Raw genomic sequence first — 18,085 nt, forward strand, 5'->3', positions numbered from 1 at the left:
TGGGGGGACGACACGGCGTGTGGTGTGGACCAATCGGGGTGGCGGTCCGGGATTCGGGAGCGGAAGCCGAAGTTCCTACGAAAGTTAGTGAATTGGTTCAGACCAGTTGGCAAGGCGGCCGTTTCCTGGGGGTTTGCCCCGAACGGCGTGATCTTCGACGTGGGACGCTGGGCCGTTCGGCCCATTGACCCGCAGGCCGCTGGAACCTTTACTCGGATGCGTCCGGCGTCGTAACACCAGTTATTCCGGCGGACACATCGCGACCCGGCCGGGCGCACGGTCTCCCCGAGTCCCACCGGAAAGGTTCCCCATGAGATCCCCACGAGGGCTGGCGGCGATCGTCGGCCTGACCCTGACCTTCGCGCTGCCGGCGATCCCGGCCGCCGCGTCGCCCGCACCGGCTCAAGCCCCGAACCCCGAGGCGCTCGCCGCCGTCGCCGCCGACCAGGCCGCGCTCAACGGTGTCGACCAGCTCGCCAAGGGCCCCGCCGAAGCGTTCGTCCGCACCGGCGTCACCCCCGGTGGTGGCGGGCTCTTCTACGCCTCCTACCAGCGCACCTACCACGGCCTGCCGGTCGTCGGGGGTGACGCGGTCGTCGTCGCCGACGGGGCCGGGCGCGTCCGCGCGACCGACGCCGCCCGGACCGCGCCGATCACCGTCCGGACGCAAGCCGCGCTGAGCAGCGACAAGGCCGCCGGCATCGCCAGGACCAAGGTGTCCACGGTGGACAGGACGACCACCCCGAAGCTGGTCGTCCTCGCCGGAGACGCGCCGAAGCTGGCCTACGAGGTCGTCGTGAGCGGCCACAACAACACGACCCCGAGCAACCTGCACGTCTTCGTCGACGCCGCCACCGGCGCCGTCCTCGACACCCGCGACGACGTCCTCACCCTCGCCGGACCGACCAAGACCACCACAGCAGCGCAAGCGGCCGTCGCGGGCACCGGCAACTCCTACTACGCCGGCCAGGTCTCCATCGACACCAGCGGCTCCGGCAGCTCCTACTCGATGACCGACCCGGGCCGCCGCGGCATCGCCTGCGGCCGCGAGGGCGGCGCCATCTTCACGAAGAGCACCAACACCTGGGGCAACGGCTCCGGCACCGACCTCGAAACCGGCTGCGTCGACACGCTCTACAGCGTCCAGTCCGAGTGGAAGATGCTCAACGACTGGCTCGGCCGCAACGGCATCGACGGCGCCGGCGGCGGCTTCCGCGCCAGCGTCGGCCTCAACGACGTCAACGCCTACTGGGACGGCTCCTCGACGCACTTCGGCCACTCCCAGGACAACCAGCGCCAGGCGACCCCGATGGACGTCGTCGGCCACGAGTTCGGCCACGCCGTCTTCCAGACCACGCCGGGCGGCGCGGGCTCGGGCAACGAAAACGGCGGCATGAACGAGTCCACCGGCGACATCTTCGGCGCGCTCACCGAGGCCTACGCCAACAACCCGAAGGACACGCCGGACTTCACCGTCGGCGAGGGCGTCAACCTCGTCGGCCAGGGCCCGATCCGCTACATGTACAACCCGTCGCTGGTCGGCGACCCGAACTGCTACTCGGCCTCGATCCCGAGCACCGAGGTGCACGCCGCCGCGGGCCCGCAGAACCACTGGTTCTACCTGCTGTCCCAGGGCAGCAACGCGTCCCCGGCCAGCCCGACGTGCAACGGGAGCACCGTCACCGGCATCGGCATCCAGAAGGCCGGCAAGATCTTCTACAACGCACTGCTGAAGAAGACCTCGTCCTGGAACCACAAGGCCGCCCGCAAGGCGACGCTCGAAGCCGCGATCGCGCTGTATCCCGGCAGCTGCACCGAGTTCAACGCCACGAAGGCCGCCTGGGACGCCGTCTCCGTCACCGCCGCCAGCGGCGAACCGACCTGCACCGGCACCCCGCCGGCCGGCAACGACTATTCGCTGACGCTCTCCCCGACATCGGCGTCCGTCCAACCCGGACAGTCCGCGACGACCACGGTGACCACCCGGGTCACCGCGGGCAGCGCGCAGACCGTGCAGCTGCTCGCCACCGGCCTCCCGGACGGCGCGAAGGCGACGTTCAGCCCGGCGAGCGTCCAGTCCGGCGGCACCGCGACGCTGACCATCACCACCGCGGCGACCACGCCGAACGGCACCAGCCAGGTGACGGTCACCGGTGACGGCACCGACGCCGACCACACCGCGCAGTTCTCCCTCACGGTCGGCACCGGCACCCCGCCGACCGGCTGCGGCGGCCTCGCCGAGTGGGACTCCGCGAAGGCGTACGTGCCCAACGACGTCGTGAGCCACAACAGTCACAAGTGGACGTCCACCTGGTACTCGACCGGTGCCGAGCCGGGTGCGCCCGGCTCGTGGGCGGTCTGGACCGACGCCGGCGCCTGCTGATACCCGTCGCGCGGTGGCGGGTGACTCCCCCGCCACCGCGCGGCTTCCAGTCGTACCCTGTGTCAGTGGAAAGGCAGACCGCGTGAGCGTGAGCGGCGAGACCGTCGGCGAGCGCCTGCGTGAACTGCGCACCGAGCGCGGCCTCACCCAGCGCGAACTCGCCGGACCGCAGTACTCCGCGGCGTACGTTTCGTCGGTCGAGACCGGCGCGCGGACGCCGTCGGGTGACGCGCTGCGGTTCTTCGCGCAGCAGCTCGGGATCGAGCCCGACGAGCTCCTCGGCGGCAGCTCACCCCGCGAGCTGATCGAGCTCGACATCGAGCTGATCGAGACGGCGGAACGGTTCCTGCTCGGCGACGCCCGGCGCGCGACCCCGCGGATGCAGCGGTTGCGGCGTCGCGCCGAACGTCTCGAACGGCCCCGGCAGGCGGGCATCGCGTTGCTGTGGCTGGCCGGCTATTCCAAGGGCGAGGCGCGCGCGAAGTACGTCGCGGAGGCCGAAACCGTGCTGGCGAACGAGCCGCCGCCGGTGCGGGCGATGGTGGCGCCGCTGCGCGCGATCGTGCTGAGCGACTGGGGTGAGGCGCAGTATTCCTTGCACCAGCTGGAAACCTGCCACGCGGAACTGCTGCGCGACGGCTATCCGCAGCCGTCGATGCTGCTGACGCTGCGGGCCTGCTTGGCCGAGCGGCACCTGCGTCAGGGTGACCTCGAACGGGCCGCCGAGTACGCCGACGCGGCGCTGCGGCTCACCCGCGGCGGGCCGTCGGTGCTGGCCGAGCTGACCCGCAGCCACGTCGAGGTGTGCCGCAGCCACCTGGCGGCCGACCGGTTCGCCGACGCGGCGGCGTCGATCGCCGCGGCCTGGGACCTGATGCAGGAGCGCGCGATGCACCCGGCGACGGCGTACTGCCTGCTGGCCAGGGCCCGCGTCCGCGGCCGCCGGGGTGACGTCGAGGGGGTGCTGGCCGACCTCGCCGCGGCGCGCGAGACGGCGTGGCCGGACGACGTCCCGGCGATCACGGTCGAGCTGGCCGGCGAGTACCTGGCGGCGGGCCGGCTGGAGACGGCGAGCACCCTGCTCGACCAGGTCCGCCCGGCCGTCGTGGCCGGCACGGCACTGGCCGCGGAGCTGCGGTTGCAGCTGGGTTCCCTGGCGCGGGCGCGCGGTGACGCGCGGCGCGCGGCCGAGGACCTGCGGGCCGCGGTCGAGCTGGCCACCGGGCTCGGCGCGCGCGGGGTGCTCGTGCGGGCGCTGCGTCCGCTCAGCGAACTCCTCGGGGAGACCGGACGTCAGGAAGAGGCCGCGGACGTGCTGCGCAACGGCCTGATCGCGCTCGGCGCGGAAGCCGACTGAGCACGATTCCTGAGCAGTACTAACGATTCTCGGTGATCGAGACCGTCCGGCGTTCGGATGGTGTCGGGGACAATCCCTACGAAAGTCGTTCCGGTGCGGAACGGCAGAAGAATCCCCAGCACGGGCGGGGTTTGTACGAATTGACCGGCAAATCCGGAACGCGCCGTTGGTCCGTTCGGCGCATTGACGCCCCGATCCGCTGATCCTTTACTCGGATGCGTCCGGACGCATACCTGCAGTTAGCACCCCGGACACGTTCCCTTTCCCCGCACCGCACCCCATCGTCCTGCCTTCGTGGAAGGAAGACCTCGATGACCCATCGTGGGTTCAGAACGGGCTTGGCGGCCGCCGCCGGGCTCGCCATGACGCTCGCTTTGCCGGTGACCCCGGCGAACGCGGCGCAGCAAGCACAACCCGCCGCTCCCGAAGCGGCCGCCGCCCGCGCCGCCGACCAGGCCGCCGCGAGCGGGCTCGACGCCCTCGAGCGCGGGCCGGCCGAAGCCTTCCAGCGGGTCGGCCTGACCGCCGGTGGCGGTGGGCTGTTCTACGGCGCCTACCAGCGGACCTACCAGGGCCTGCGGGTCGTGGGCGGGGACGCGGTGGTCGTCGCCGACGGGGCCGGCCGGGTCCGCGGCACCAGCGCCGCCGAGACCGCGCCGATCGCCGTCGGGACGCAGGCCGCGCTCGACGCCGCCAAGGCCGCCGCCACCGCGCGCGCCCAACTGCCCACTGTGGACAGTGTGAGCACGCCGGAGAAGGTCGTGGTGGCCGGGGCGACGCCGAAGCTGGCCTACGAGGTCGTCGTCGCCGGGCGCACCGCGTCCGCGCCGAGCAACCTGCACGTCTTCGTCGACGCCGCGACCGGCGCGATCCTCGACAAGCGGGACGACGTCAAGACGTTCTCCTCCGGCGCGCGCACCCAGGCGCAGCCGAGCACGGTGAACGTCGCCGGCACCGGCAACAGCTACTACGTCGGCAACGTCTCGATCGACACCACGCAGTCCGGCAGCACCTACACGCTGCGCGACCCGGGCCGCACCGGCATCAGCTGCGGCCGCGAGGGCGGTTCCGTCTACAGCGGCCCCGACAACGCGTGGGGCAACGGCACCGGCACCGACCTCGAGACCGGCTGCGTCGACGTGCTCTACAGCGTCCAGACCGAGTGGAAGATGCTGTCGGAGTGGCTGGGCCGCAACGGCATCAACGGCAGCGGCACCGGCTACCCGGCGTCCGTCGGGCTCGCCGACGTCAACGCCTACTGGAACGGGTCCTCGACCCACTTCGGGCACTCGCAGGACAACCAGCGCCAGGCCACCTCGATGGACGTCGTCGGCCACGAGTTCGGCCACGGCGTCTTCCAGTTCACCCCGGGCGGTGCCGGTTCCGGCAACGAGAACGGCGGGATGAACGAGTCGACCGGTGACATCTTCGGCGCGCTGACCGAGGCGTACGCCAACAATGTCAAGGACACGCCGGACTACCAGGTCGGCGAGGGCGTCAACCTGGTCGGCCAGGGCCCGATCCGCTACATGTACCAGCCGTCGCTGGTCGGCGACCCGAACTGCTACTCGTCGTCGATCCCGAGCACCGAGGTGCACGCGGCGGCCGGCCCGCAGAACCACTGGTTCTACCTGCTCGCCGAGGGCTCCGCGCCCGGTGGCGGCAAGCCGAACAGCCCGACCTGCAACAGCTCGTCGGTCACCGGCATCGGCATCCAGAAGGCCGGCAAGATCTTCTACAACGGCCTGCTGAAGAAGACCTCGTCGTGGAACCACAAGGCCGCCCGCAAGGCGACCCTCGAAGCCGCGATCGCGCTGTACCCGGGCAGCTGCACCGAGTTCAACGCCACCAAGGCCGCGTGGGACGCCGTTTCCGTCACCGCCGCGACCGGTGAACCGGCCTCGTGCACCGGCGGCGGACCGGACTTCTCCGTCGCGCTGAACCCGGCTTCGGGGTCCGTGCAGCCGGGCGGCTCGGCCACCACGACCGTCAGCACCGCGCTCACGTCCGGCTCGGCGCAGTCGATCACGCTGTCCGCTTCGGGCCTCCCGGCCGGCGCGACCGCGACGTTCAGCCCGGCCACCGTCCAGTCGGGCGGCTCGTCGACGCTGACCATCGCGACGACGTCGTCGACCCCGACCGGCAGCTTCCCGATCACCATCACCGCGGACGGGGCCAGCACCGACCACACCGCTTCGTTCTCGCTCACCGTCGGTACGACCGGGTCGTGCGCGCCGGTGACCAACGGGACCCGGCTGAACATCCCGGACTACCCGGGTGCCGCGGTCAGCAGCACCAGCACCGTGGCCGGCTGCGCGCGCAACGCGTCGTCGACCACCAAGGTCGAGGTGCACATCACCCACACCTACAGCGGTGACCTGGTGCTCGACCTCATCGCGCCGGACGGCTCGTCGTACCGGCTGAAGAGCTCCAGCTCCTCTTCGACGCCGAACATCAACACGACCTACACCGTCAACGCCTCTTCGGAGGTCGCGAACGGTGCGTGGAAGCTCCAGATCCGCGACGTCGGCCCGGCCGACACCGGTTACCTGTCCTCCTGGACGTTGACCGTCTAGGTCCAAGTCCGTGAATGGCCCATTGAGGGACTCTAAGTCCCTCAATGGGCCATTCACGGCGGTTCTCCCCCTCCCCCAGTAGAAGGAAATCACCGCCATGACGTGGAAGACGAAGTTCGGCGCCGGGGTTACCGCCCTGGCCGCCGTAATGGGTGTCATGAGTGCGCCCGCGGCCACCGCTGCGCCGGTCACGACGCTCGCCGCGCCGGACATCTCCCTGGCCAACATCAAGACCCACCTCAACCAGCTGCAGACCATCGCGAACAACAACGGCGGCACGCGCTCGGCGCGCGGCGGCGGTTACGCGGCTTCCGTGACCTACGTGGAAAACCTGCTGAAGAACGCGGGTTACACGACGACCCGGCAGACGTGCACCAGCTGCCTCGGGCAGTCGCAGAACCTGATCGCGGAATGGCCGCAGGGTGACGCGAGCCAGGTCATCATGCTCGGCGCGCACCTCGACAGCGTCAGCGCCGGGCCCGGCATCAACGACAACGGCTCCGGCAGCGCGTCGATCCTCGAGACCGCGCTGACGCTGGCCCGCACCAACCCGGCGATGGCCAAGCGCGTCCGCTTCGGCTGGTGGGCCGACGAAGAGTCCGGCCTGGTCGGCTCGAAGTACTACGTCAACAACCTGCCCAGCGCCGAGCGCACGAAGATCAAGACCTACCTCAACTTCGACATGATCGGCTCCAAGAACTGGGGTTACTTCGTCTACGACGACGTCGCTTCGGTCAAGGCGATCTTCGACGAGTACTTCTCCTCGATCGGCATCCAGACCGAGGGTGACAGCGAAGGTGACGGCCGGTCCGACCACGCGTCGTTCAAGAGCGCGGGCATCCCGGTCGGCGGCCTCGCCACCGGCGCCGGCGACATCAAGAGCTCGGCGCAGGCCCAGAAGTGGGGCGGCACCGCGGGTGCGGCGTTCGACAACTGCTACCACCGCGCCTGCGACACGACGTCGAACATCCCGGACGCGCCGCTGGAGAAGAACTCCGACGCCATCGGGTACGCGCTGTGGAAGCTGGCCGTCGCCACCACACAGGGCAACGACTTCTCGGTGAGCCTGAACCCGGCCGCCGGGACCGTCCAACCCGGACAGTCGCTGCAGGTCGCGGTGAGCACCGCGACGACGTCCGGCTCGGCCCAGTCGATCACGCTGTCGGCGGCCGGCCTGCCCGCGGGCGCGACGGCGTCGTTCAGCCCGGCCACCGTGCAGTCGGGCGGTTCCTCGACGCTGACCATCACGACGTCGTCCAGCACCCCGACCGGGACGTTCCCGGTCACCGTGACCGCGGACGGCGCCAGCGTCGACCACACGGCGGCGTTCTCGCTGGGTGTCGGCAGCACGTCGTCGTGCGCGCCGGTGACCAACGGGACCCGGCTGACCATCCCGGACTACCCGGGTGCCGCGGTGAGCAGCACCGCGACCGTCGGCGGCTGCGCGCGCAACGCGTCCGGCACCACCAAGGTCGAGGTGCACATCACCCACACCTACCGCGGTGACCTGGTCATCGACCTGGTCGCGCCCGACGGGTCGTCCTACCGCCTGAAGAGCTCCAGCAGCGACTCGACGGCGAACCTCGACACCACCTACACCGTGAACGCCTCGTCCGAGGCCGCGAACGGCGCGTGGAAGCTGCAGCTGCGGGACGTCGGCCCGGCCGACACCGGTTACCTGTCCTCCTGGACGCTGACCGTCTGAGCCGCGACCGGGGCGCTCCTCGCCGGAGCGCCCCGGTTGTCTAGACCACCCGTTCGTAGGTAGTCAGCGCTTTCCCCCGGTCCCTATCGTGGACGGACACGCCGCGTTCGCTTCAACGAAGATGGGAGCCGGTATGTCCGGTCGGAGAACCCGCTTTTTCGGAACCCTTCTGGCGGCGGCGCTGGCTGTCCCGCTGCTCGTGTCGGCCCCCGCGCAGGGGGCGGTGCAGGCCGACACGTGCGCGGTGAAGTCCCGGCCCGCCGGCAAGGTCCTGCAGGGCTATTGGGAGAACTGGGACGGCGCCGCGAACGGCGTCCACCCCGGACTGGGCTGGGTGCCCATCACCGACAGCCGCGTCGCGCAGCACGGGTACAACGTCATCAACGCCGCCTTCCCGGTGATCCGCTCCGACGGCACGGTGCTGTGGGAGAACGGGATGGACGCCGGGGTCAAGGTGTCCACGCCCGCCGAGATGTGCGCGGCGAAGGCCGCGGGCTCGACGCTCCTGATGTCGATCGGTGGCGCGGCCGCCGGGATCGACCTCTCGTCGTCCGCCGTGGCCGACAAGTTCGTCGCGACGATCGTGCCCCTGTTGAAGCAGTACAACTTCGACGGCATAGACATCGACATCGAAACCGGCCTCACCGGCAGCGGGAACATCAAGACGCTCTCGGCGTCGCAGTCCAACCTGATCCGGATCATCGACGGCGTGCTCGCGCAGATGCCGTCGAACTTCGGGCTGACGATGGCGCCGGAGACCGCTTACGTGACCGGCGGCAGCATCACGTACGGCTCGATCTGGGGCGCGTACCTGCCGATCGTCAAGAAGTACGCGGACAACGGCCGCCTGTGGTGGCTGAACATGCAGTACTACAACGGCTCGATGTACGGCTGCTCCGGCGACTCGTACCAGGCCGGGACGGTGCAGGGCTTCACCGCGCAGACCAACTGCCTCAACCAGGGCCTGGTCGTCCAGGGCACCACGATCAAGGTGCCCTACGACAAGCAGGTCCCCGGCCTGCCGGCGCAGCCCGGCGCGGGCGGCGGGTACATGTCGACGAGCCTGGTTTCCCAGGCGTGGCGCGCGATCCCTTCGCTCAAGGGCCTGATGACGTGGTCCCTGAACTGGGACGGCTCGAAGAACTGGACGTTCGGCAACAACGTCAAGTCCCTGCAGGGCCGGTAGGTCCGTGAATGGCCCATTGAGGGACTTAGAGTCCCTCAATGGGCCATTCACGGCTTTACGAGTCGCCCGAAGGGATCGGGTCGTTGTACTCGCCGGAGGGGCCGGCGTAGGAGCGGCCGTTCGGGAAGGGCCACGGGTTCGGGACGCAGCCGTGCAGGCCGAGCGTCTGCTGCTCCATCACCGGCGCCGGCTTTCCCGCGCCGGGGCACAGCTCGTGGCCGTGGCCCAGCCGGTGCCCGGTCTCGTGCGTGACCATGTACTGGCGGTACAACGCGAGCGGCGCGCCGTAGTTCGGGACGGCGTTGGCCCAGCGGGCGACGTTGAGCACGACGTTGCTGCCGTTGCGGCACGACGTGTAACCGTCCGGGGTGCCGCCGCAGAGCTTGTCGCGGCTGGCCGGGGTGGCCAGGTAGATCGTGAAGTCGGCGCTGTCGTCCGGGCCGACCTGCTGCAGCCGCCACTCGCCGCCGCCGGTCCAGCCCCGCGGGTCGCCGAGGATGGTCCGGATGTCCTTCGCGAACTCGGCGGGCCCGACGCCGTCGATGTCGGTCTCCAGTGCGATCCGGTACCGCATCAGGCGTCCGGCGGTGCCGGCCACCTGGTCGCTGCCCGGGGTGAACATCCACTGACCCGACCCGGTCTGCGGGAAGGTGATCAGGACGGTCTGCGCCGGGGTCTGCGGCTGCTGCGCCTGGACCGGCTGTTCGGCAGGCGGCGGCGGCACGGATGTCGCGTCCCCGATGGCCATCACCACGGGCCCGGCCGCGGGCGCGGCAATGGGCTGGCCTTCACAAGCGGTCAGGGCACCGACGACCGCCAGGGCGAGCACGGCGACGGCCGCGGCTCGTCTCGCGGCGGTTTTCGGCATGGGTCCTCCCCGACAGGCAGCTACACCAGTGGATACGGCTCGCGGCCGGGAAAGGTTGCAAGCCCGCGCGACTCTAGGGCTTCACCGCAGTTCAGGACCTTGGGGTGTGACGCCCGACACTCAGCCCAGGAACTTGCGGAGCACGTCCGCCACCTGGTGGATCTCCGCCGTGCGGACGTTCTCCTGCTGGGTGTGCGCCAGGGTGGGGTTGCCCGGGCCGAAGTTGACCGCCGGCATGCCCAGGGCCGCGAAGCGCGCGACGTCCGTCCAGCCCAGCTTCGCCGCCGCCTGGCCACCCGCCGCGGCCACCAGTTCCGCCGCCGCCGGGGCGGACAGGCCCGGCAGGGCACCCGGGGAAAGGTCCACAACGGACAGTTCGTAGCCGTCGAAGACTTCGCGCAGGTGCTGTTCCGCCGCCGCGGGGTCGCGGTCCGGGGCGAAGCGGTGGTTGACCGTCAGGACGGCTTCGTCCGGGACGACGTTCCCGGCGACGCCGCCGGTGACCTTCGTCGCCTGCAGGCCCTCGCGGTAGGTCAGGCCGTCGATGTCGACGATCCGCGGCTCGTACTCCGCCAGCCGCCGCAGCGGGCCGGCCAGCGCGTGGATCGCGTTCTCGCCCATCCAGGCCCGCGCGGTGTGCGCGCGCTTGCCGGAAAACCGCAGTTCGACGCGCATGGTGCCCTGGCAGCCGGCCTCGATGACGCCGTTCGACGGCTCGCCGACGATCGCCAGGTCCCCGGCCAGCCACTCCGGCAGCTCGCGCTCGATCCGGCCGAGGCCGTTCTTGACCGCTTCGATCTCTTCGTTGTCGTAGAAGACGAACGTGATGTCGTGCTTCGGCTCCGGCAGGGTCGCGGCGAGGTGCAGGAAGACCGCGTCGCCGCTCTTCATGTCGACCGTGCCGAGGCCGTGCAGGGTCTCGTCGTCGCCGGTGCCCTCACGCCGTGACGGCCGGTTGCCGTTCTCCGGGACGGTGTCCAGGTGCCCGGCGAGCACGACCCGCGAGTCGCGGCCGAGGTTGGTCCGCGCGAGGACGGCGTCACCGTTGCGGACGACCTCGAGGTGCGGGGCCTGCTTCTGCAGCGCTTCCTGGACCAGCGTCGCGAGCTCGGCTTCGCTGCCCGAGACGCTGAAGACGTCCACCAGGGCGGCGGTGAGGTCGACGGGGTCGGCGTGCAGGTCGAGGCTCATGACCGGCACGCTACCGGCAGGGCTACCGTGGGTGCGTGGTTAGGTTCCCGGTCGCCGTGGGCGGCGCGTTGCTGGTCCTGCTCCTGTCCGGCTGCGGCGCCGAGGCCGGACCCACGCCGAAGCAGGGCGGCGAACCCGGGCCGGACGCGCTCCCGACGAAGCTGGACGCGCTGACCGCCGACCAGTGCTTCGCGAGCCCGCAGCGGCAGCTGCCGAAGGGCTGCGAGAAGTACGTCACCGAACTCGGCAGCGTCCCCGGCTCGGCCCGCAAGCGCGCGGGCGACAAGGACCCGCAGCTGGTCACCGAGGCGGCCGGGCTCGAACGGGCCATCGGGGCGTTCCGCAGCGCCGGCTGCACCACGGTCGCGGACCCCGGCGGGGCCTGCACGCAGGCGCTCGTCGACATCGCCGCGGCCCTCGGCGGGCTGAAGAAGCAGGTCGACGCCCGGCCCACGGCGGGTTGACCCAGGTCACTCCACTACGGTTGGGGCCGTGAGCGAGCAGACCCCGAACCCCGAAACGACCGGCGCCACCGGCGTCGGGCTGGCCACCGTCGCTACCGACGGGACGGTCCTCGACACCTGGTACCCGCAGCCCAAGCTGACCGGCGGCGGCACCGCCGGCACCGAGCGGCTCAGTGCGGAAGAGGCCACCGAGCTGCTCGGCGAGGCCGCCGCGGGCCTGCTGGGCCCGGACACCGACCGCGGGGTCGAGGTCGTCGCCGTCCGCACGACGATCGGCAAGCTGGCCGACGCGCCGGCCGACACGCATGACATGTACCTGCGGCTGCACCTGCTCTCGCACCGGCTGGTCCGCCCGCACGGCCAGAGCCTCGACGGCATGTTCGGGCTGCTGGCGAACGTCGTGTGGACCAACCACGGCCCGTGCCCGGTCGAGGGCTTCGAGGCGACCCGGCTGCGGCTGCGGGCGCGTGGCGCGGTGACCGTCTACAGCGTCGACAAGTTCCCGCGGATGGTCGACTACGTCCTGCCCGCCGGCGTCCGGATCGGCGACGCGGACCGCGTCCGCCTCGGCGCCCACCTGGCGAGCGGCACGACCGTGATGCACGAGGGCTTCGTGAACTTCAACGCCGGCACGCTCGGCGCGTCCATGGTCGAGGGCCGGATCTCGGCCGGCGTGGTGGTCGGCGACGGCTCCGACGTCGGCGGCGGCGCGTCGATCATGGGGACGCTCTCGGGCGGCGGCAAGGAGACGATCTCGCTGGGCGAGCGCTGCCTGATCGGCGCGAACGGCGGCGTCGGCATCTCGCTGGGTGACGACACGGTCGTCGAGGCCGGGCTCTACGTCACGGCGGGCACGAAGGTCGTCGTGGAGGGCAAGGTCGTCAAGGCCCGCGAGCTCAACGGCATCTCGGGCGCGGTCTTCCGCCGCAACTCGGGCACAGGCGCGGTCGAGGTCGTGGCACGGGCGGGCTCCGGCGTCGAGCTGAACGCGATGCTGCACGCCAACTGAGACCGTCAAGATTCGGTTTGTTCACCTACCATTCATGTGGTGACCACCGAATCGTTGCACCACACCCCGGCCGAGCTGGGGCTGCCGGACGCGCCGATCGAAGCCGGACCGGCCGATCCGGCGGGTCACCACGTGCGCGCCAAGCTCGACCGGGAGATCCGAGCGCTGCTCGCCCACGAGCCGGGCACGCGCTCCGGCGCCGACCCCGAGGACCTGCACCAGATGCGCGTCGCCCTGCGGCGGATGCGCAGCGTGCTGAAGCTCTCGGGTGAGCTGGTCGGCGACGGCGCCGAGCCGGTGCGGGCCGAGCTGGGCTGGCTCGGCCAGTCACTCGGCGAGGTGCGCGACCACGACGTCCTGATCGGGCACCTGCGCGAGGTCATCGCGGATTTCGAGGTCCGCGACCAGCCCGCCGGCCGGCAGCTGGTGTCCCGGTTCGTCTCCGAGCGCGCGACGGCGAAGCGGCGGCTGACCCGGGCGCTGTCCAGCGCCCGGTACTCGACGTTGCTGCGCGAGGTCAGCCTGCTGACGCGGGTACCGCCGTCCATTGTGGACGTTCCGCAGCGTGACCTGATCGCCGCGCTGGCCAAGCCGCACCGCAAGCTCACCAAGGCCGTGCGCGCGCTGCCGGCCGACCCGCCGGACGACGACCTGCACGCGCTGCGCATCCACGGCAAGAAGCTGCGTTACGCCGCCGAGCTGGCCCAGACGTCGGCGAAGAAGAAGCAGGCCGCGCGGATCAAGCAGCTGCTGAAGGCCACGAAGGACTTCCAGACGGTGCTGGGCGACCACCAGGACGCGGTGCTCGCGGCCGAGCGGATGCGCACGGTGCTGGACACGGGCGACAGCGCGGTCGGCTTCGTCGCGGGCCGCATCGCCGAGCGCGAGCTGGCCCGCCGGGCCGAGGCCCGGGCGACGTGGCGAGCCTCCTGGGAAGCCGTCGACGCCGCCGCCCAAGCCCTGCACGCCTGATCCCGCGGCTCGCCCCACCGCAGGCCTAACCGACACGACTGGCCATTGAGCTGTGTGACCACCGTCAGCCCCGTCGCGATCCGCCCCCGAACGGACCTCCCCCACCCGCTCGACGCCGAGACCCGGGCGCATCGCCGAGCGCGAACTGGCCCGCCGAGCCGAGGCCCGGGCGACCTGGCGAGCTTCCTGGGAAGCCGCCGCCAAGGCCCTGCACGCCTGACCCACCGCCGAATGCCCAATCGGCGCGACTCGCCATCGAGCTGTGTGACCACCGCCCACCCCATCGCGATCCGCCCCCGAACGGACCTCCCCCACCCGCCCGGACCGAGACCGCTCACACCGCCGAGCGCGAGCTGACCCGCCGAGCCGAGGCCCGGGCGACCTGGCGAACCTCCTGGGAAGCCGCCGCCAAGGCCCTGCACGCCTGACCCTCCACTTTCGCTAGGAAAGATGCGGCCCCAGGCCCCCGAGACGCATCTTTCCTAGCGAAAGTGACGTCTTCGGGCCGGGCGAGCGGTCGAAAAGGGGCGGTTTCGTCAGGAGATCGACGACACGTAGTTGTCCGGGCGGATCAGCACCTTGCGGCCGCCCTCGGCGTCGTACGCCGCGTACGCGTGGCCGCCGTCGTCGACCAGGTCCGTGCCCGTCGCCACGCTGCCCGCGGGCAGGATCCGGTAGCCGTCCGACGGAACGTCGCCGAAGACCAGCTCGGTCGTGTGCGGGCCCCGGAACAGCTCGAACAGCCGGACGCGCTTGCCGTTGGCGTCGGTCAGCGGGGCGTCCGGCGCGCGGTCACCCGGCTGCAGCGCGCCCGTGCCGGCCGGTGAGAGCGGGCCGCCGCGGTAGGTGATGTCCAGCTGCTGGGTGTCCTCACCGCGCTTGTGGGCGTCCTCGTCGCCGTCCTTGTACTTCTGCAGCAGGCCCGTCGAGACGCCCAGCACCCGGGCCGCGACGGTCCGGCGCTCCTCCTCGTAGCTGCCGATCAGCTCGGGTGAGCCGTCGGCGAGCTTCCAGCCCAGGTTGTAGCCGTCCTGGACGCCGGTGTTGAGGCCCTGGCCGCCGGTCGGCGGGTGGACGTGCGCCGCGTCGCCGGCCAGGAACACCCGGCCCTCGCGGAACCGGGCCGCCAGGCGGACGTTCGGCCGCCAGACCGTCGACCAGGCCAGGTCGGACAGCTTGACGGTGCCGCCGGTCAGCTCGTCGAGCCGGGCCTGGACCGCGGGCAGCGCCGTCTCGACCTCGACGTCACCGTCGCCGAGCGGCGAGCCGAACTGGAAGTGCGGGGTGCCCGGCAGCGGACTGAACATCATGCCGCTCATCGGGTTCTCCGGCGCCGCGAACCAGTGGCCGTACGCGCGGTCGAGGCCCTCGGCCTGGACGTCGCCGAGCAGCATCCGGATCGACTCGTCGGTGGTGCCCTCGAACGCGATCCCCAGCGCCTTGCGCACGAAGCTCTTGCCGCCGTCGGCCCCGACCAGGTACGTCGCGCGCACGGTCTCCCCCGTGCTCAGCGTGGCCGTGACGCCGTCCTCGTCCTGCTCGAAGCCGGTCAGGGCCGTGGCCAGCTCGACGCGCACGCCGAACTCGGCCAGCCGATCGCGCAGGATGCCTTCGGTCTGCGACTGGCCGAGGAACCAGCCGGTCGGGTACGGCTTCGACGGCGTCGCCTCGACCGGGTCGAACATCATCCGCTCGCCGACCACCTCGCCGCCGAGGTGGATCTTCATCGGCACCGGCGCGGCCCCCGCGGCCAGCACCGCGTCGAGCACCCCGAGGTCCTCGAAGACCTCCAGCGTGCGCGGCTGGATGCCGTCACCCCTCGAGCCCATGAAGTACGTCTCGGCCTTGTCGATGATCCGGACGGCGATGTCGCGCCGCGCCAGTTCGATGCCCAGCGTCAGCCCGGTCGGGCCCGCCCCCGCGATCAGCACCGTGGTGTCCATGTCGTCCTCCCAGTGAATTGCAATTCAGTGAATCTAGATTCAGAATGACACTGCTAGCGTCCCGCGTCAAGGAGGTGGCGGTGAACCGCAAGGAGAAGGCCGCGGAGACCGAGGCCGCGCTGAAGGCGGCGGCCGGGCGCGTGTTCGCGCGCAAGGGCTACCTGAACACCAAGATCACGGACATCACGGCGGAGGCCGGGCGCGCCGCGGGGTCGTTCTACAACCACTTCGCGAGCAAGGAAGAGCTGCTCGAGGCCCTCCTGGCCGACATCGCGACCTCAGGCGACGAGAGCGCGCTGACCGAAGGCCACCTCTCGGACTTCAGCGACCCGGCGGCCGTGCGCTGGCACGTGGCGCAGTACTGGGAGTTCTACAAGGAGCACGCGTCGACGATGCAGGCCCTCGGCCAGGCGGCGATGGTGAACGACGCGTTCGCCCGCACCCTCGCCGGCTTCGGCGCCACCCAGGCGGCGGACCTCAACGGCCACCTCGCGCACGTCACGGCTGCGGGCCTGCGGCTGCCGGCGCGAATGGACCTCAGCATCATGATGATGTTCCGGCTGGTCGACGGCTTCGCCCAGATGTGGCTGCTCGACCCGGCCCCCACCGGCTGGACGCCACCGACCGACGAAGAGGCGATCGACGCGCTCACCCGGTTCGTCTACCGGGGTTTCACCGGCCGCGACTACTAGGCGCTCAGGCGCTCCACGGCCGCGTCGATGCGCTCGTCCGTCGCCGTCAGCGCGATGCGGACGTGCTTACCGCCCGTGGGGCCGTAGAACGTACCCGGCGCGACCAGGATGCCGCGGTCGGCGAGCCACGCCACCGTCTCGTGGGCGTCCTCGTCACGGGTGGACCAGAGGTACAGGCCGGCTTCGGAGTGGTCGATGCGGAACCCGTTGTCCTGCAACGCCTTCCGCAGCGCGAGCCGGCGGCGGGCGTAACGCTCACGCTGGGCGCCCAGCGCCTCGTCGTCGGTCAGGGCGGCGACCATGGCCTCCTGGACCGGGCGCGGCACGATCATGCCCGCGTGCTTGCGGATCTCCAGCAGCTGCGCGATCAGGCGCGGGTCACCGGTCAGGAACCCGGCGCGGTAGCTGGCCAGGTTCGCCGACTTCGACAGCGAATGCACCGCGATCAGGCCCTCGGTGCTGCCGCCGGAGACGTCCGGGTGCAGCACCGACAGCGGGTCGGTCTCCCAGCCGAGGGCCAGGTAGCACTCGTCGGACACCACGACGACGCCGCGCTCGCGCGCCCACTCGACGACCTTGCGCAGGTGCTCGACGGGCAGCACCTTGCCGGTCGGGTTGGACGGCGAGTTGATCCAGATCATCGCCGGGCGCTGCGGGCCCAGCGCCGTCAAGCCGTCGGACCGCAGGATCGACGCGCCCGCGAGCAGCGCCCCGACCTCGTAGGTCGGGTAGGCCAGCTCCGGGATGACCACGACGTCACCCTCGCCGAAGCCGAGCAGCCGCGGCAGCCAGGCGACGGCCTCCTTGGACCCGATCGTCGGCAGCACGGCGTCCGGCTCGATGCCGGTGACCCCGTGCCGGCGGCCGAGCGCGGCGATGGCGGCCGCGCGCAGGGCCGGGATGCCGTGGGTCGTCGGGTACCCGGGGATCTCCGAGACCGACGCCAGCGCGTCGCGGATGCCGGCCGGGACCGGGTCGACGGGCGTGCCGATCGAGAGGTCGACCACCCCGCCGGGATGCGCCTGGGCCGTGGCCTTGACCTCGGCGAGCGAATCCCAGGGGAAGTCGGGCAGCGCGACGCGGCTCATTCGCCCTGAGGGGGCAGCGCCTTGATGAAGCCCGGGTCGTGGGCCGTCTTGCCGACCTTCGACGCCCCGCCGGGCGAGCCCAGCTCGTCGAAGAAGTCGACGTTGGCCTTGGTGTAGTCCGACCAGGTGTCCGGGACGTCGTCCTCGTAATAGATCGCTTCGACCGGGCAGACCGGTTCACAGGCGCCGCAGTCGACGCACTCGTCCGGGTGGATGTACAGCATCCGCTCGCCCTCGTAGATGCAGTCCACGGGGCACTCGTCGATACACGCCTTGTCGAGCACGTCGACGCAGGGCTCGGCGATCACGTAGGTCACTGCGCACTCCTGCTTTTCTCTGCCAACAGCCAGTCGCCGCCGACATTACGCGGCACGGGCACCGGTCGGGATGGTGAGGCAACCCTTAGCCATACTCGGGGTATGGCGGAGATCAACGGTCGCGGCGGCGCTTGGGCGGGACGGCGCGGTTGTCGCCGGTGATCACGAACCTGGGCTTGGCGGGCGCGCCCTCTTCGTCCGGCTTCGCCCCGACAGCGCGGTTGAAGCCTTCGGAGATGTCGTCCACCAGCTCTTCCTTGTGCCGCTCGTCCTTGCGCTGGACGCCCATCGCACCCGGCCTCCTTCGGAAATCGGTTCGCCGCCTCAGGGACAA

15 protein-coding genes are annotated in these 18,085 nt (G+C 71.1%); 9 read left to right on the plus strand and 6 right to left on the minus strand.

Annotated features, from left to right (window positions below):
* The first annotated feature begins 310 nt into the window (after positions 1-310).
* The 5 genes from ACIOD2_RS15850 to ACIOD2_RS15870 all read left to right on the plus strand — a co-directional run bounded on the left by ACIOD2_RS15850 (position 311) and on the right by ACIOD2_RS15870 (position 9,207).
* Positions 311-2,383, plus strand: coding sequence for a M4 family metallopeptidase (locus ACIOD2_RS15850; RefSeq protein ID WP_400538417.1), 2,073 nt, complete (start codon positions 311-313; stop codon positions 2,381-2,383).
* An 82-nt stretch (positions 2,384-2,465) separates the two neighbouring features.
* Complete coding sequence (locus tag ACIOD2_RS15855; protein ID WP_400538419.1) at positions 2,466-3,740, plus strand: helix-turn-helix domain-containing protein; 1,275 nt, start codon at positions 2,466-2,468, stop codon at positions 3,738-3,740.
* A gap of 311 nt (positions 3,741-4,051) precedes the next feature.
* Entirely contained in the window at positions 4,052-6,316 is a 2,265-nt protein-coding gene (locus tag ACIOD2_RS15860) for a M4 family metallopeptidase (RefSeq protein ID WP_400538421.1), read from the plus strand.
* Positions 6,317-6,413: 97 nt separating this feature from the next.
* Positions 6,414-8,021: a M28 family peptidase gene (locus ACIOD2_RS15865; protein WP_400538423.1), complete on the plus strand. Its 1,608-nt coding sequence runs from the start codon at positions 6,414-6,416 to the stop codon at positions 8,019-8,021.
* Positions 8,022-8,154: 133 nt separating this feature from the next.
* Positions 8,155-9,207, plus strand: coding sequence for a chitinase (locus ACIOD2_RS15870; RefSeq protein WP_400538426.1), 1,053 nt, complete (start codon positions 8,155-8,157; stop codon positions 9,205-9,207).
* A 55-nt stretch (positions 9,208-9,262) separates the two neighbouring features.
* Here ACIOD2_RS15870 and ACIOD2_RS15875 read toward each other — a convergent pair whose 3' ends face one another.
* Positions 9,263-10,075, minus strand: coding sequence for a DUF3152 domain-containing protein (locus tag ACIOD2_RS15875; protein WP_400538429.1), 813 nt, complete (start codon positions 10,073-10,075; stop codon positions 9,263-9,265).
* Positions 10,076-10,195: 120 nt separating this feature from the next.
* On the minus strand, positions 10,196-11,266 hold the full coding sequence (gene dapE, locus ACIOD2_RS15880) for a succinyl-diaminopimelate desuccinylase (RefSeq protein ID WP_400538431.1): 1,071 nt from the start codon (positions 11,264-11,266) through the stop codon (positions 10,196-10,198).
* Positions 11,267-11,322: 56 nt separating this feature from the next.
* Here dapE and ACIOD2_RS15885 point away from each other — a divergent pair, with 56 nt between their 5' ends.
* Genes ACIOD2_RS15885 through ACIOD2_RS15895 form a run of 3 tightly spaced genes read left to right on the plus strand, consistent with a single transcriptional unit; the run spans position 11,323 to position 13,711 of the window.
* On the plus strand, positions 11,323-11,730 hold the full coding sequence (locus ACIOD2_RS15885) for a hypothetical protein (protein ID WP_400540354.1): 408 nt from the start codon (positions 11,323-11,325) through the stop codon (positions 11,728-11,730).
* Positions 11,731-11,758: 28 nt separating this feature from the next.
* The gene (gene dapD / locus ACIOD2_RS15890; RefSeq protein WP_400538433.1) at positions 11,759-12,739 is read left to right on the plus strand and encodes a 2,3,4,5-tetrahydropyridine-2,6-dicarboxylate N-succinyltransferase; all 981 of its coding nucleotides are present in this window, start codon (positions 11,759-11,761) and stop codon (positions 12,737-12,739) included.
* A 39-nt stretch (positions 12,740-12,778) separates the two neighbouring features.
* Positions 12,779-13,711 carry a CHAD domain-containing protein gene (locus ACIOD2_RS15895; RefSeq protein ID WP_400538436.1) on the plus strand — a complete coding sequence of 311 codons (933 nt, stop codon included), beginning with the start codon at positions 12,779-12,781 and terminating at the stop codon, positions 13,709-13,711.
* A gap of 536 nt (positions 13,712-14,247) precedes the next feature.
* Here the strand turns inward: ACIOD2_RS15895 and ACIOD2_RS15900 are convergent.
* Positions 14,248-15,654, minus strand: a complete 1,407-nt coding sequence (locus ACIOD2_RS15900) for an FAD-dependent monooxygenase (protein ID WP_400538438.1) — start codon at positions 15,652-15,654, stop codon at positions 14,248-14,250.
* Positions 15,655-15,698: 44 nt separating this feature from the next.
* Here ACIOD2_RS15900 and ACIOD2_RS15905 point away from each other — a divergent pair, with 44 nt between their 5' ends.
* Complete coding sequence (locus ACIOD2_RS15905; protein WP_400538441.1) at positions 15,699-16,346, plus strand: TetR/AcrR family transcriptional regulator; 648 nt, start codon at positions 15,699-15,701, stop codon at positions 16,344-16,346.
* On the opposite strand, the gene dapC is transcribed toward ACIOD2_RS15905, so the two are convergent.
* The 3 genes from dapC to ACIOD2_RS15920 form a co-directional block, all read right to left on the minus strand.
* Complete coding sequence (dapC, locus tag ACIOD2_RS15910; protein WP_400538443.1) at positions 16,343-17,434, minus strand: succinyldiaminopimelate transaminase; 1,092 nt, start codon at positions 17,432-17,434, stop codon at positions 16,343-16,345. The two genes, ACIOD2_RS15905 and dapC, sit on opposite strands and share 4 nt — an antisense overlap.
* Positions 17,431-17,751 (minus strand): ferredoxin, encoded by a 321-nt coding sequence (gene fdxA, locus ACIOD2_RS15915; RefSeq protein WP_323334609.1) that lies wholly within the window; start codon positions 17,749-17,751, stop codon positions 17,431-17,433. The genes dapC and fdxA overlap by 4 nt, the downstream gene beginning before the upstream one ends.
* Positions 17,752-17,863: 112 nt before the next feature.
* Complete coding sequence (locus ACIOD2_RS15920) at positions 17,864-18,040, minus strand: hypothetical protein (RefSeq protein WP_400538447.1); 177 nt, start codon at positions 18,038-18,040, stop codon at positions 17,864-17,866.
* Between the last annotated feature and the right edge of the window lie 45 nt (positions 18,041-18,085).

The sequence above is a fragment of the Amycolatopsis sp. NPDC088138 genome, from assembly GCF_044741685.1.
In the GTDB taxonomy this organism is placed as follows: domain Bacteria; phylum Actinomycetota; class Actinomycetes; order Mycobacteriales; family Pseudonocardiaceae; genus Amycolatopsis.